Origin of the sequence: Streptomyces orinoci (assembly GCF_003121295.1) — a bacterium.
GTDB classification, from domain to species: Bacteria; Actinomycetota; Actinomycetes; order Streptomycetales; family Streptomycetaceae; genus Streptomyces; species Streptomyces orinoci.
On record NZ_PHNC01000011.1, the window covers coordinates 183,590 to 198,469 of the forward strand.

Sequence of the window (14,880 nt, forward strand, 5' to 3'; positions counted from 1 at the left end):
ACACACATGAGGAGAGCAGTATGAAGCTTGCGATCGCCGGCGTCGGGAACAACATCTCCGCCCTGCTCCAGGGAATCACCTACTACGGGATGCTCGACGCGGAGATGATGCCCGGCGTCGCCCATCCCGTCCTCGGTGGCATCGCCGTCACCGACATCGAAGCGGTGGCCGTCTTCGACCTGGCACCCAACAAGGTCGGCAGGAAGCTCTCCGACGCGATGTTCGCAGAGCCGAACAACTACCCGAAGCTGGGTATCCCGGGCCTGGACAGTGATCCCGAGGTCACCTTCGGGATCGCCGACCCGTCGGACCAGAGCCAGATTGACGCCGTCGCGCAGGTGTTGCGGGACAGCGGCGCCGAGGTCTTCCTCTACTCGCTGCCGACCGGGCTGCCGGAGGTCGCCGCGGCGTACGGCCGCGCAGCGGTCGACGCGGGCGTCGCGGTGGTCAACTGCACGCCCGATCCGATCGCCGGGCTGCCCGAGCTGTTCGCCGAGGCCCGGGAGAAGAACATTCCGATGGTGGGCGACGACCTGCAGAGCCACATCGGCAGCTCGATCGTGCACGGTACGGTGCTCTCCCTGCTGGAGGAGCGCGGTATCACGTTGACCGGCTCGTACCAGCTCAACATCGGCGGCAACGCCGACTTCAAGAACCTGCGCGAGCACGGCGGGAACAAGGAGTCCTCGAAGCACCGGGCCCTGCGCCAGAAGGTCAGCAACACCGACGCGGTCACGGTCATCCCCTCGGCCGGTTTCGTCGGCCACCTCGAGGACCGCAAGATCGCGCACATGTCCGTGGAGGGCCGGGGCTGGGCCGACATGCCCGTCCGCCTGGAGATCTCGCTCCAGGTCCAGGACTCCAGCAACGCCGCCGGCGTGATCATCGACCTCATCCGGATAGCGGCGGTCGCCGCACGCCGCGGCGAAGGCGGGTTCCCGGTGGCCGCAACCCAGCTGCTGAAGTCGCCCCAGAAGCTCACGGACTGGCAGGAGCAGGTACCCAACGGGCGCGCCGCTCTCTCCGCCCTCGCCGCCGACCATGCCTGACCGGACCAGCGTCGCGGAACTCGCCCGGGCCAAGGCACTGCCCGAGGACGCACTGCGCCGCTTCGGCGTGACCGACGTCGACGGCGGCGGGGTGCGGGAGGAGTACCTCTCCCCCGATGGCACGCCGGTACGCGACCGGTTCCGGTGGACCCCGGGGGGCCCGACCAGTTCTACCTGGGAGGAACGGGACCTGCCGCGGACCGCCTACTGGCGGCCGTTCGTCCCCGGACTCGCCCGCGAGCGCGGATACCTCCTGTTGTGCGAGGGCGAGTCGTCCTGCTGGACCGCCTGGCACCACGGCGTGGCGGCCGTCGGCTTCCCGGGCGCCGACCACATCGACGTACTCGGCGCCGGACATCTCGCCGGCGCGAACGTCGTCGGGGTCGTCGTAGAGCCCGACGACCCCGGTACCTACCCGATGGGCGCCAACAGCTACCGCGACGAGGTCCTCGCCCGGCTGGCCGAACTCGGCCTGCCCGACGCGACGCGACGCGTCGTCGTGCTGAGCCTGACTGGTGTGGCCGACGACCTCGTCGAACTGCACCGGCAGGACCCCCGGGGGTTCCGGGCACGGCTGCGGACCTTGATCGATGGCGCTCCCGAGATAAGCCCTCTCTTCGTCCAGGAGGAGCAGCAATGACCTCATCAGCATCCGACCACCGTCCTATCGTGGCGGTGCTCGGCACCGGCACTCTGGGCGCTCCGATCGCCCGCCACCTGGCCCAAGTGGCCGACGTCCGCGTGTGGAACCGCTCCGTCGACCGCGCCGCGCCCCTGGCCGCGCACGGGTGCACGGTGTCGGCCGACGCCGCCGGAGCCGTCGCCGGTGCCGACGCCGTCCTCACCGTCCTCGCCGATGACTCCAGCCTTCAGGCCGTCATGACCGACGAGGTCCTCGCCGCGGCGGCCGAGGGCACCGTGTGGGTGCAGTCGAGCACGATCGGGGTCGGCGAGACGCAGACGTGGGCCGAGCGGGCAGCCAAGGCCGGCGTCATCTTGGTCGACGCGCCGCTGCTGGGCACCCGCGGCCCCGCCGAGCGGGGACAGCTCGTCGTCCTCGCGTCCGGGCCCGACGCCGCCCTGGACCGGGTGACTCCGCTGCTCGACAGTTACGCCAAGACCGTTGTGAGAGTCGGCGAAGCAGGCGCGGGCACTCGGCTCAAGCTCGCGGTCAACAGCTGGCTGCTTTCGCTGGTGCAAGTGTTGGCCGAGTCGGTCGCGTTCACCCGCGCCCTAGGGTTCGAGCCCGAAACTCTGTTCGACGTACTCGACGCGGGCGGCGTAAGCCTGCCCTACGTGCGGCTGAAGGGAGGAGCCATGGCGGCGGAGGACTTCCCACCGGACTTCACCCTCACCCTGGCCCGCAAAGACCTCGCCCTGGTGCTCGACGCCGCCGCTGACACGGTTCCTATGACCGCCGCGGCCACCGCCCTCGCCGGCTTCGACCGCGCCATCGCCCTCGGGCACGGTGAGGACGACTACGCGGCCACCTACCTCGCCGTGCGGGGTGAGCGGTGAGCGCGGCGGGCGTGCCCATCGCCGTCCTCGGCCTCGGACACATGGGTCGTGCGGTATCCGGGCGGCTGCTCGCGGCCGGGTACCCGGTGCGCGGTCATGACGTCAGTGCCAGGGCCCGCGAGGCGGCGCTCGAAACCGGTGTCGATGTGCGCGACGGGCTGGCGGCAGCGGTCGAGACCGCCGCGGTGGTGATCAGTTACTTGCCCGACGCCGCTGTCGTCAGCGACGTCGCCGACGACCTCCTCGCGGCGGCAGCGCCAGGCACGATCTGGCTGGAAATGAGCTCCTCGCACCCGGACACGACCCGCGCGATCGCAGAGCAGGCCGAGCGAAAGGGCGTGCGGTTCCTGGACGCCCCGGTGGCAGGCGGGGTCGCCGGCGCCGAGAACGGCAGTCTCACGATCATGGCCGCGGGGCCGGCCGAGCACCTCGCCGACGCCACGCCCGTGCTCAAGATCATCGGCGAGAACATCATCCATGTCTCCGAACGCCCCGGCGCCGGCGACCTTGCCAAGGTCATCAACAACCTCCTCGCCGCGGCCAACCTCGCACTCGCCGCAGAGGGGCTCGCCCTGGGCCTGGCCGAAGGGCTGGATGCCGAGGTCCTGCTCGACGTGTTCAACGCCAGCAGCGCGACGTCGTTCGCGACCCGCACGCAGATCCCGCGCTTCGCGCTGACCGGCCGGTTCGACGCCCGCTTCACCACCGGTCAGTACAGCAAGGACGCCGACGTCGCCCTCGACGTGGCGCGCCGACGGGGACTCGACCTCACGCTCGCCCGAAGTGCCGGGGCACTGTGGCGCAACCTCACCGCCGAGCACGGCCCGGAGGACTACACCCACATCGTCGAGTGGGTCGCCGAAAGCGTGGGTACCACCTGGCCCACACCTCGGCGCGGGAAGCCGGAGGCGGACCTGTGAGCCCGACTGTCGCACTCGTCACCGGAGCCGCGGGCGGCATCGGGGCAGCCACCGCCCGCGCACTCGCCGAGGCGGGCCACCGTGTCCACGGCATCGATCTGGCCTGGCCGGAGCCGCCGGCCGACGACCGGATCCGGCCGTGCACACTCGACGTCAGCGATCCCGGGGCAGTCGAGCAGTTCTTCACCGCGCTCGACGACGAGCTGGCCCGCGACGGATCGCAGCTGCGCATACTGGCAAACGTTGCCGGCACGGTGCTGGTCAAGCCGTTCCTGGACACCACGTGGGAGGACTACCGGCGGGTGATCGACGTGAACCTTGGCGGCACCCTGCTGTGCTGCCGCCACGCGGCGGCCCGGATGTCCCCGGGCTCAGCGATCGTCAATGTGGCGTCGGTCTCCGGACACATCGGGCAGACTCAGCACGGAGTGTACGCCGCGAGCAAGGGCGCGATCCTCGCTCTGTGCCGGGCACTGGCCTGGGAGTTCGCCCCTCTGGGGATCCGGGTCAATTCGGTCTCACCGGGCTCGGTCGACACCGCGATGCTGCGCTCGGACATCGCCATCGAAGCACGTCGACTCGGTCGGCCGTTCGACGAGGTCAAGGCCGAGCGCGAGGCTGAGCAGTCGCTGGGACGCTGGGCCGACCCCGGCGAGATCGCCTCGGCGATCGCGTTCCTCGCGGGCGGGGACGCCTCTTACGTCAACGGCGCCGACCTCCTCGTCGATTCCGGGTGGGTCGCGCGATGAGCGGCGGGGTGCACGGCGACGTCGTCCGCATCGGCATCATCGGTCTCGGCCAGGTCAGCGCCGACCACGTGGCCGGTTACCGGGCGCTGGCGGGCGAAGCCGAGATCACCGCGGTGTGCGACACCGACCCGGCCGCGCTGCTGCCGGTGGCGGCCGACCTCGGAGTCGCCGGCCACCTCGACCACCGCGAACTGCTCGCCCGTGAGGACGTCGACGCCGTCGTGGTCCTGCTGCCTCACCTTCTGCACGGCCCGGTGGTCCGCGACGCGCTAGCCGCCGGGAAGCACGTCACAGTGGAGAAGCCGTTGGCCGCGACGGCCGCCGAGGGCGAGGAACTCGCGGCGCTCGCCACCGAACTCGGGCTGGTGCTGTCGGTCTCGGAGAACAGCCGTTTCGTCGAGTCCTACATGCAGGTGGCGGAGTTGATCGCACGAGGCGGTCCGGGCCCGGTTCGGCTCGTCCGCGGACTCATCCACGGCAGTGCCGTACCCGAGTACCGGGACGACACGGCGCTGTGGAAACGCCAAGAGCACGGCTTCGCCGCCATCCTCGACGCCGCCACCCATTTCTTCTACGTGCTGGCCTGGATGTTCGGGCCGGTCGCCGCTGTGCAGGCGGTCACCCGGCACTGGGCGGCCGGCCACCTTCCAGGTGTCGAAGTCGAGGATGGAGCCATAGTCACCGGGACCCTCGAGTGCGGCGCATTCTTCAGCATCGAGGTGGGCCTCGCGCTGGAACTTCCCTGGGGCGAACGCTTCGAGGTCTACGGAGACCGCGCGTCGATCCTCTGCGACCAGTTGCGTGACCCTCCGGTGATCATCCATCAGGGTGCTCATGATCCGGGCGTGCCACTGGCCGGGGTTCCCGCCGAACCGCGCACCTGGAGAGCATCGTCGATGGCCCGTGGCGCTGCGGACTTCGTGCGGGCGTTGCGAGACGGGCGAGCACCCTCCGTCGACACCGGGCACGCTGTGCACGCGGTGCGCGTAGCCGAGGCGGCCTACCGTTCGGTGCGCGCCGGTGGCGCCGTGCAGACCGTCTAACCGCGCCGACCGACCATCACTGGAGCCGCTCATGCCGCCCACCGCCGTCCGCCACGAGGCGTTGCTCACCGAGATCCATACCGACATCGACGGGATCGACCGAGACCGCTGGGACGCGCTGGAGCGTCCCTCCGTATATCTGCGTTACGACTGGTTGCGGGGCCGTAGTCGAACGGTCAAGGGCGAGCCCCGATTCGTGACGGTGAGCGACACCGGCGGCCGTCTACTGCTCGCCGCTCCGGCCTACCTCACGGGCGACGGTGCGCATCCGGCCTACGACCTGGCCAAAGTCCTGTCCATGGAGGAACTCGAGGAGGATGACCTCACCGGGCTGCCCGAAGCCCGCCAATCCCTTACCAGGCTGCGCGCCGATGCGGCGCCGTGGCGTCCCGCGATCGTCGCCGGCTCGCCGGGGCGGATGGGCGGTGTCGCTTACGCCCGCGAACTCGACGGCGCGGGACGCAGACGAGTCGCCACAGCAGCGGTCGAAGCCCTTGAGCGTCGCGCGGATGCCGACGGTGCCGCCAGGGTGGCGTGGCTGTATCTGCTCGAACAGTACGACCCGGCGATCGAAGCTGCGCTGGCCCGACGTGGCTACCAGCATGTCGTCATCGGCGCCGACGCCTACATCCCGATCGAGTTCGACGACTTCGAAGGCTATCTCGCACAGTTCACTTCACACCGCCGCTTGAACATCCGCAAGGAGATCGAGGCGTTCGACCGGGCGGGAATCTCCGTAGCGGTGCACGACGCCGACGTGCTCGGCCCGCGACTCGCCGAGCTCGAGTTGCGCTGGCGCGCCAAGTACGGGCGGGCCGCGGATCTCGGCGACACCGTCGCCGGCTACCAGTCGCTGCGGGAGAACATCGGCGACGCGCTGCGGGTGGTAGTCGCTTCCCGCCACGGCGAGCCGATCGGGTTCGTGGTCTTCCTGGCGGACCCAGAGGCGTGGTGGGCCCGCTTCGGCGGCTTCGACTACAGCGATAAGAAGTCGTTCCTGTACTTCAATCTCGTGTTCTACCGGCCGGTCCAGCTGGCCATCGAACGCGGTGTCGGCGCCATCGGCTACTCGATGGGTTCCTATGAGGCGAAGCACACCCGCGGCGCACGGCTGCGGCACTTCATGGGCTACCTCTCCGGTGTCGCGCCGGGTAGCCGCGCCGCGACTGACCTCGCGATGGTGGACGGTGCCCAGCGCCGCAAGTTTGAAGCCGTGACACGGCATCATGTCCTGCGCCAGGAAGGGAGCTGAGAGCGTGATCGCCCCGCGCTTCACGACCCCAAGCCGGCTCGGCTTCGGCGCCGCCACCATCGGCAACCTCTACCGGGCGGTGACCGAAGAGGCAGCAGCCGAGGCGCTGGACGCCGCCTGGCAGCTCGGGGTCCGGTACTTTGACACCGCCCCGCACTACGGACTCGGTCTCTCAGAGCGCCGCCTTGGCTCCGCTCTCGCCGGGCGGCCGCGCCATGAGTTCGTCGTATCCACGAAGGTGGGGCGCCGGCTCGACCCACGGGACGCGCCGGTGAACGACCTGGAGGAGGGTGGTTACGCCGTCGAGTCCTGCCTGCGCAGGGTGTGGGACTTCTCGGCCGACGGGGTACGGCGGACCCTCGATGACTCACTGAGCCGGCTCGGCCTCGATCATGTCGACGTCGTTTACATCCACGACCCCGACGATCACGTCGAGGAGGCTCTCAGCGGCGCCTACCCAGCACTGGCCGCATTGCGCGACCAGGGGGTTATCCGGGCGATCGGGATCGGAATGAACCAGTGGGAAGTCCCGGCCCGGTTCGTCGCCGAGACTGACATCGACGTCGTCATGCTCGCCGGCCGCTACACCCTGCATGAGCAGCCAGCGCTGGAGGAATTGCTGCCCCGGTGCGTGGAGCGCGGTGTACGTGTCGTGGCCGCGGCGGTGTTCAACACGGGGCTGCTCTCGGCCACCGAGATCGGTGACGACGCCCGGTACAACTTCACGAGCGCACCCCGCGGCCCGATTCTGCGCGCTCGCCGCCTGGCCGAAGTCTGCCGACGGCACGACGTCGCCCTCCCGCACGCCGCGTTGCAGTTCCCGCTCGCTCATCCAGCCGTTGAAGCCGTCGTCGTCGGTGCCCGGTCCGCCCAGCACATCGCCGACGACGCCGGGTGGCTCGCCACGCCGATCCCGGACGCCCTGTGGGCCGACCTGCGGGACGAGGGCCTCATTCCGGCGAATGCGCCCGTCCCGGGCGACCATCCCGCCTAGACGAGTCATTCCCAGTGTTGATGGTGCGTCAGGCAACGCAAACAGGGTGTCCAAGATCGTTTTGTGTCAAGCGACCTGGACACCCTGCTCACCGCGCTTTATGTGAAGATCGGCGATACCCGATGGCTGGGCCGACCTCCGCGGTTGACCGGCACCAGCTCGTCTGCCTCGCCGTTGCCCAGGCGATGCTGGGCTTCGCCTCGGAGGCCGGATGACTGCGGTTTGTCCGCTCCCGCCTGGACAAGATGTTCCCATAAGTGCCGAAGCCGCAAGGCTGGAACAAGCGGCTGAGGGCAGCGCTGCCGCTGGTCAAGCGAGCGATACGACTCCTTGCGACGGGCACCGACTTCTGGTTCGACAACCACTGGATCACCGGCTCCCCTCCGGTCGAGTGCGGCCGCTCGCGGCCGACGGTCGGCCCGGCCTGCGGCTGATCGCGGAAAGGGCTTCGCCTCCGAGGAGTTCGAGGCCGATCTGCTCCAGCGTGGGGCAGAGCTGCTGCGGCCGTCGTTCAAGCGGGAGAAACGCCGCAAGGGCGAGTCCCTGCTGAAGTCGGTGCGGCAGTTGATCGAGTCGGTGAACGACACCAGCTGGTCATGCGATCCCTGATCGTCTACGACCACTGATCACATCGGAATGACTCGTCTAGAGACGACGAAAGGACGACGCAGCATGCTCTCAGCCATTCCCGCTCCGCTCAAGAATGCACTGGGCAGCCGGTGAGCGGCACCGCCCGCAGGACGTGGTGGAACGCCGCGACGGCGCGCTACACACTCGGGGAACTGCTCTCGCAGTCCGGTACCTATGTGTCCTCCACGGCCCAGGCGTGGGTAGTGCTCAGCGCAACCCAGAACACGCTTGCGTTGGGCATCTTCATGGCCCTGCGGTACGGGCCGGCCGCACTCGTCACGCCGTGGATCGGAGCGCTCGTCGACGGGCGGAACCCTCGCCGGGTCCTGCAACTGTCCAACATCCTGCAGATGGTCTTCGCGCTGGCGGCCGGAGCGCTCGCGCTCACGCCTGGCGCGCTGGCCTTCTGGCCGTTCGTGCTCGTCGGTGCCTGCAGCCAGGTTCTCGCGGTCGCGGAATACGCCAGTCGCACCTCCTACCTGACCGCACTGGTTTCCGACGAGCACCGGGCCCAGTTCGTGGGTGCCACGACGTCAGCATCCAGTATGGGCCGGGTGGTGGGGCCCGCCGTTGCCGGAGCGTTGCTCAGCGTCGCGCCCAGCGGGCTGTGCTTCGCCGTGGACGCCGTCACGTTCGCGCTCTCCTTCCTGCTGCTGCCTCACGGGCACTACCGCGCGGAAACGCCCAGGCGAGCCTCCTTGCGGGAGAGCTTCCGAGTGGTGTGGCATCTACCCCTCGTCCGCGACCTGCTTGTCTTATTCGCCCTCGTCAGCCTCGTCTCGTTCAACGTGGCCACACTGATGCCGCTCTTCGTCCGCGACACCTACCTCAACGATCCAAAGGTCCTCGCACTGCTCAACGCGACGTTCGGGATTGGCTCCGTGGCTGGCGGACTGGTGCGGGCAACCATCAGGGTTCCTCCTGAGATCACCACGGTCTGCGGTCTCGTCCTGTTCGGGGTCGCGTTCGCCGCTGCCGGGATTGGGGTTCCCCTGTGGGCGGTGGGAGCCCTGCTCTTTCTCGCCGGGTTCGGACGAGTCGTGTTCGCGGCATCGTCGAATGCCATGTTGGTCACCGGCGTCGAGGAGGGACGGCGGGGCTTCGTGGGCAGCCTTTACGCCTTCGCCTTCACCGGCGTCACCCCGGTGGGCGCGCTGCTCGTCTCCTCTCTGTCCTCTACCATCGGCGCCGGAACCACGATCTCCGCCGTAGGCGGGTTCGCCGCGCTGGCCGCGGGCGCGTACGCCTTGAGACTCGTCCGTGGATACCGAAAGGCCAGCCCTTCGCCTGTCGAACCGCCTCAGCGCATCGAGATGACTACCGCTCCTTGCCATCCCCACATCGCCTCGCAAGCATCCCGATCCGTAGACACCATGACCATCGACGACACGATCCGCTTCGTTCGCGAACGAGCACTTACACGGTCCATGCGCCCAGGCAAGCTCGAGACCGTTCAACGGATCGCCCGGGGTGTTGAGGAATCTCATGTCCCCGGCATCTTCGTCGAGACCGGCGTCGCGCTCGGGGGATCGGCCATCGTCCTGGCAAAGACGAAGACACCCGGGCGAGAACTGCGGCTGTACGACTCCTACGACCTGATTCCCGCACCCGGAGAAAACGATGACCAAATGTCTCACGACGACTACTCCAAGCTTTCGGCGCAGAAAGCCGATCAACCCGCCGTGACCAACTGCCTTGCCCACACCACGGACATGCTCGAGCAGGTGAAAATCAATTTCCGCCAAGCGGGCATCGACGTGGAGCGGGAGAACGTCCACTTCGTCAAAGGGCTTTTCTACGACACGCTCATCATGGATGGCCCGGTCGCGTTCGCCCATGTGGACTGCGACTGGTACGACCCGGTAGCCGTGTGCATCGAACGGCTGCGTGACCACATCAGCTGCGGGGGAGTCGTCATGTTCGACGACTACAGCACGAACGGGGGTGCCAAGCGCGCGGTTGACTCCTGGCTGGCCGAAGACAACCGTTTCGAGGTCATCCACCACGATCGTTCACTTGTCGTCCGGCGGCGGTGACGTGCTGACTTCTGGTAATGCCGGCAGGGTGTGGGGCTGGGTGTGAGCCGGGGTGTTGCGGGCTGAATGAGAACGGTTGGTGGTGTCTTGGGGAGGGGGGTAGGGGTCCTGGCCTGGGGGCGTGTCAGCTTCGTGGAGAGCGCCGGGGTGTGCCGCAGATGGTTCCTGCGTCTCATGGCGCTGTCCGTGATCACGCTGGTCAGGGGCGTTCTGCCTGGTCAACGAGGTGGGCGGGACTGGCTGGTGGTGGTTTACGGCGAGGTGGTCGATCCAAATGGCGTCGAGGAGGAATGGTTTTTCGGCTGTTTCACGCTCGTGCCCGTTGTTGCAGCCGGAAGTCCCAACTCCCAGGGAATTCCCACTGCCCGCTGTCACTCTTTCGGCTCTATGCAGGGTACGGGTGCGGTGTGGGCTGGTGTTCGTGCATCGGTGGTCCCGCCCTGAACGAACGGCAACGTGTACTTCTCGAACGGCTCGCAGCCGGTGAAGACCCTGCAGCCGGGGAGCCGGGTGACTGGCGGTCGGCGTATGCCCTGCACGACCGTGGACTCCTGAGAGTCAGGCGGGGTGGCGGGAGGACGCGTGCGGAGGTCACTGAGGCCGGCCGCTTCTACCTTCGGCATGGTCATCGTCCCGACGACCCGGCGTTTGTAGACAGCGGTGACCAGGCGGTGTCCGCTGAGGCCGCGCCTTCGACGGTAGGCGACAGGCGGCGCGGCGCTACAGGCCGAAGACGCACTCCGATGTCTCACAGCGAACGGCCCGTCGCTCGCGCGCGACGCGTGAAGGCGATGGAGTTGGTGGAGCGGCTGGTCGCCGAAGGCCGTGTCCGCGTTGTCGAGCCCGATGACGACGAGATCGCGGAATGGCGGCGGGTCGTCAACTACGCCAAACGCCATGGCCTGGAACCGCAGGGCAGGCGTATCGAGAAAGCCCGCTTCGGTACCCGGGGCCTGGAGATGCTTCTTGCGGAGGGCCCCATCCCAACTCACGGGGGGCCAGAGCCGCAAGGTGACGTCCCGGCGGTCCCGGTCCCCACATGAGTGGGTTTCCTGCATCCGGCCGTGGCCGTGCTCACCGACGCCGAGGAGCGGTTGGCGGTACCGCCTGTGCTGCGCCGCCGGTCGCTGCTGATTCTCCAGGCCCCGCGGGCACGGTGCACCAGGCCGATCGCGCGTAGCGTCAGGGCCTCGCCACGCCTGCTGCCCAGTCGCCGGTAGGCAGTCAGTGAATCGTCCAACAGGCCCAACGCCGGTCGGAATTCGCCCCGTTCCACCTCGACCGAGCCGGCCAGTCGGCACACATGGCCCACATGGGCGCCATCCAGACGCGGTTGGGGATGGTCAGCGACCGCAGGGTGAAGGGCTCGAACAAGGTGCTCACGGCAGGCTCCGTACCGGATGAATCCCATCTGGTTCGCCAGGCAGCATACTACGATGATTGGCGAACTACGAATGGCTTCGTACAATGGGGGTGGATCATCCGCCACCGCTCATCCGAGGAACAGTCGTGAAGACGCAGCCGCCGGCGCCGGGGCGCCCCCTGGACCACCCGTCCCGCGACCAGATCCGCCTGGAGGATGTGCTGCACGCGCTGGCCGACCCGCTGCGGCTGAAGATCGTCCATAAGCTGGCGGTGGACTGCGGCGGGCACGCCTGTTCCGACTTCGACCTTCCGGTCAGCAAGTCCACCACCACCCACCACTTCCGGGTGCTGCGCGAGAGCGGGGTGATCGCGCAGGAGTACCAGGGGACTTCAAAGGTGAGCGAGCTGCGGCGGGAGGATCTGGACGCGCTCTTCCCGGGGCTGCTGGACAGTGTGCTGGCGGCCTGCGGGCGCCGGTTCGCGGCGGCGGACGGTTAGTTGATCCGGCGCTCCTGGCCGGCCCAGTACGGCTCTCTGAGCACCGCCTTGCGCACCTTGCCGTTGCTGGTGCGGGGCAGGGAATCGCGGAACTCCACCGAGGTGGGCGCCTTGTAGCGGGCCAGGTTGGCCTTGCAGTGGGCGATGATCTCCGCTTCGGCGGCCTCGGCCCCGGCCGCCCGTACCACCAGCGCCTTGACGGTCTCGCCCCACCGTTCGTCCGGCACTCCTATGACGGCCGCCTCGGCGATCGCCGGATGGCCCAGCAGGCAGTCCTCCACCTCCAGTGAGGACACACTCTCCCCGCCGGTGACGATCACATCCTTCACCCGGTCGGACAGGGCCAGACTGCCCCGCTCGTCAAAGGCGCCCACATCGCCGGTGCGGAACCAACCCCCTTGGACGGCCGCCGCGTTGGCCCGCTCGTCCCGCCAGTAGCCGTCCAGCACCATATTGGAGCGGGCCAGTACCTCGCCCCGCGGCCCGGTGCGCAGCCGTACCCCCAGGGCCGGGGCGCCCGCGCGGGTCAGATCGGTCCTGGGGGCGCCCGGCAGGCGGCGGTTGAAGGTGAGCAGGGTGGTCTCGGTGAGGCCGTAGACCTGGAGGAACTCCCAGCCCAGCTCCTCCTCCACCCGGGCGACCAGCTCCGCCCGCACCGGCGCCCCGGCGCAGACCACCCGCATCGTCCCATGGCCGGGTATCCGGCCCGGCCAGTCCCGGGCCGCCCGGAGCACCACGTCCCATACCGCGGGCGCGCCGAAGGCCAGGGTCACCCCGTGTTCCCTGACCCGGCGCAGGATCTCCGGGCCGTCGATCCGGCGCAGCACCACCTGCTTGGCGCCCAGCCCGGCGAGCAGGAAGGGCGCCCCCCAGCCGTTGCAGTGGAAGGCGGGCAGGGTGTGCAGATAGACATCGCCCTCCCAGATCCGGGCGTGCACCCCGAAGGTCATGGCGTTGAGCCAGATGCTCCGGTGGGTCAGGGCGACGCCCTTGGGCCGGGCGGAGGTGCCGGAGGTGTAGTTGAGGGTCGCCACCGCGTTCTCGTCCGGCCGGGACCAGGGGCGGGGCTCGGTGCCGAAGCCCATCACCTGGGTCTCGGTCTGCTCGCCCAGGACAAACCGCTTGGGCCCGCCCAGCGAGCCCAGCCGCGCCTCGGCCTCGGGGTCGGTGAAGACCACCGAGGCATCGCACTGGCGCAGAATGTAGCCGATCTCCTCGGGGGCGAGCCGGTGGTTCACCGGCACACAGATCCGGCCACTGGCCGGGACCGCATAGAGCAGCTCCAGCAGCCGGGCCGAGTTGGGGCCGACCACCGCCACCCGCTCGCCCTCGCCTATGCCCAGCGCGTCCAGCCCGGCCTGCCAGGCCCGTATCCGGTGCAGCAGCTCCCCATAGGTGGTGGTGGGCAGTTGACCCGGCTCGTCCACAACGGCGGTGCGGCCGAAGGCCGTTGCCTCCGCGCGGTCGAGGAAGTCGGCCATGGTGAGCGGAACGAGCATGCTGTGCCCTCCGACGGGAGTACCGGGGAAGTGGGGGAGGGTCCGGCCCGCGCCGCCGTGATCCCGGGCCCATCTTGGCATCCCCGCCCGGCATCCAGAAGCCTCGTCCGGGCGCCGCCAAGTGGCCTCCAAGAATCCGCCAAGAGCGGCCAGCGACGATGCGACGGCACGTGCGGACGGCCGGCCGGCGCCAAGGCGGACGGGTCCGGACGGGGCCCGGACGAAGCCGGACAAGGCTTGGACGAGGCCGGAACAAGGCTGGACAAGGTCGGGAGAGACGATGCGAGAAGCGCAGGCGGACGGGGTGACCACCTGGGCCGCCCGGGGCTGGGCCGATGAGCGGGGCATCGACAGCGCCACCCTCAGCCGGCTGGTACGGGCCTGGCCCCGGCGGGCGGCGGTGACCTCCAGGTCCGAAATCCTGCGGGACCACGCCGAGTTCGACCCCTCCATACCGGACTACCCGCTGGGCATCGTGCCCTTCGCCGAGCACCCGCTGTTCCTGGCCGCCGCCCCCGAGCAGCGGCAGCGGGTGCTCACCGGCATGTGGATCGGCTACAACGAACGCGTCATCGCCACCGAACAGCTCATCGCCGAGCCCGCCTTCGGCCTGGTGATGCGCGGGGTGTTCCCGGGCAGCGACGACCCCCTGATCCGCCAGGGGGTGCAACAGGCCCTGGTGGACGAGTCGTTCCACACCTATATGCATATGCTGGCCATCGACCGGGCCCGCGAGCTGCGCCAGGTGCGCAGCCGCCCGGCACAGCCCGAACTGATCACCTACCGGCGGCTGCGGCAGACCCTGGCGGCCATGCCGGAACGCTGGGAACGGGACGTCGCCGTGCTGGTCTGGGGCGCCATGGCCGAGACCTGTATCAACGCCCTGCTGGCGCTGCTGGCCCGGGACACCGGGATCCAGCCCATGCACTCCCTGATCACCACCTTGCACCTGAGGGACGAGACCGCGCACGGCTCGGTGGTGGTGGAGGTGGTCAGGGAGCTGTACGCCCGGATGAACGCCGCACAGCGCCGGACCGTGATCCGCTGTCTGCCGCCGGCCCTGGAGGCCTTCGCCGAGCAGGATCTGTCCATCCTCCGGCTGGAGCTGGCCGCCGCCGGGGTGGCGGGGGCGGAGGAGATCACGGGCGATCTGCGGACGAGCTCCACCGGGCGGCGGCTGGTCCGTGACTTCTCCGGTGCCCAGCGGCTGGTCCAGCAGCTGGGACTGGCCCATGAGATCGACTTCGACTTCCCGGAGCGGCCCGAGTGGTCGCCCGCCGACGGGGCTCTTCGCTGAGCACCGGCAGCCGGTCAGCCCGCAGAAAGG

Annotated in this window: 14 protein-coding genes and 1 pseudogene; 14 read left to right on the forward strand and 1 reads right to left on the reverse strand. The window is 69.2% G+C overall.

The annotated features are described in order from the left end of the window. Positions 1-20 precede the first annotated feature (20 nt). The 13 genes and pseudogenes from CV755_RS09530 (at position 21) to CV755_RS09585 (ending at position 12,054) form a co-directional block, all read left to right on the forward strand. Entirely contained in the window at positions 21-1,049 is a 1,029-nt protein-coding gene (locus CV755_RS09530) for an inositol-3-phosphate synthase (protein WP_109279726.1), read from the forward strand. Continuing rightward, on the forward strand, positions 1,042-1,689 hold the full coding sequence (locus CV755_RS09535) for a hypothetical protein (protein ID WP_109279727.1): 648 nt from the start codon (positions 1,042-1,044) through the stop codon (positions 1,687-1,689). Before CV755_RS09530 ends, CV755_RS09535 begins: the two co-directional genes overlap by 8 nt. 29 nt (positions 1,690-1,718) lie before the next feature. Then, positions 1,719-2,567 (forward strand): NAD(P)-dependent oxidoreductase, encoded by an 849-nt coding sequence (locus CV755_RS09540; RefSeq protein WP_161968637.1) that lies wholly within the window; start codon positions 1,719-1,721, stop codon positions 2,565-2,567. Positions 2,568-2,578: 11 nt separating this feature from the next. Continuing rightward, positions 2,579-3,487 carry an NAD(P)-dependent oxidoreductase gene (locus CV755_RS09545; protein WP_153068626.1) on the forward strand — a complete coding sequence of 303 codons (909 nt, stop codon included), beginning with the start codon at positions 2,579-2,581 and terminating at the stop codon, positions 3,485-3,487. Then, the gene (locus CV755_RS09550; RefSeq protein WP_109279730.1) at positions 3,484-4,236 is read left to right on the forward strand and encodes an SDR family NAD(P)-dependent oxidoreductase; all 753 of its coding nucleotides are present in this window, start codon (positions 3,484-3,486) and stop codon (positions 4,234-4,236) included. The genes CV755_RS09545 and CV755_RS09550 overlap by 4 nt, the downstream gene beginning before the upstream one ends. Positions 4,237-4,244: 8 nt before the next feature. Further along, positions 4,245-5,279 carry a Gfo/Idh/MocA family protein gene (locus CV755_RS09555; RefSeq protein ID WP_161968638.1) on the forward strand — a complete coding sequence of 345 codons (1,035 nt, stop codon included), beginning with the start codon at positions 4,245-4,247 and terminating at the stop codon, positions 5,277-5,279. Positions 5,280-5,310: 31 nt separating this feature from the next. Further along, positions 5,311-6,531, forward strand: coding sequence for a GNAT family N-acetyltransferase (locus CV755_RS09560; protein ID WP_109279732.1), 1,221 nt, complete (start codon positions 5,311-5,313; stop codon positions 6,529-6,531). After that, on the forward strand, positions 6,506-7,525 hold the full coding sequence (locus CV755_RS09565) for an aldo/keto reductase (protein ID WP_109279733.1): 1,020 nt from the start codon (positions 6,506-6,508) through the stop codon (positions 7,523-7,525). Before CV755_RS09560 ends, CV755_RS09565 begins: the two co-directional genes overlap by 26 nt. Positions 7,526-7,588: 63 nt before the next feature. Beyond that, positions 7,589-8,113: pseudogene (locus tag CV755_RS37130) on the forward strand (IS982 family transposase); the annotation flags it as partial. Between the two features lie 131 nt (positions 8,114-8,244). Then, a complete protein-coding gene (locus CV755_RS09575) occupies positions 8,245-10,191 on the forward strand; it encodes an MFS transporter (RefSeq protein WP_109279734.1) in 1,947 nt (648 codons plus the stop codon). A gap of 174 nt (positions 10,192-10,365) precedes the next feature. Next, positions 10,366-10,635, forward strand: coding sequence for a hypothetical protein (locus CV755_RS34160; protein ID WP_153068627.1), 270 nt, complete (start codon positions 10,366-10,368; stop codon positions 10,633-10,635). A 338-nt stretch (positions 10,636-10,973) separates the two neighbouring features. Further along, positions 10,974-11,234 (forward strand): hypothetical protein, encoded by a 261-nt coding sequence (locus tag CV755_RS09580; protein ID WP_153068628.1) that lies wholly within the window; start codon positions 10,974-10,976, stop codon positions 11,232-11,234. Positions 11,235-11,700: 466 nt separating this feature from the next. Beyond that, positions 11,701-12,054, forward strand: a complete 354-nt coding sequence (locus CV755_RS09585; RefSeq protein WP_241561083.1) for an ArsR/SmtB family transcription factor — start codon at positions 11,701-11,703, stop codon at positions 12,052-12,054. On the opposite strand, the gene CV755_RS09590 is transcribed toward CV755_RS09585, so the two are convergent. Continuing rightward, a complete protein-coding gene (locus CV755_RS09590; RefSeq protein ID WP_109279737.1) occupies positions 12,051-13,553 on the reverse strand; it encodes an AMP-binding protein in 1,503 nt (500 codons plus the stop codon). The genes CV755_RS09585 and CV755_RS09590 overlap by 4 nt on opposite strands. Positions 13,554-13,833: 280 nt before the next feature. Here CV755_RS09590 and CV755_RS09595 point away from each other — a divergent pair, with 280 nt between their 5' ends. Beyond that, the gene (locus CV755_RS09595; RefSeq protein WP_109279738.1) at positions 13,834-14,850 is read left to right on the forward strand and encodes a 4-aminobenzoate N-oxygenase; all 1,017 of its coding nucleotides are present in this window, start codon (positions 13,834-13,836) and stop codon (positions 14,848-14,850) included. Positions 14,851-14,880 lie beyond the last annotated feature (30 nt).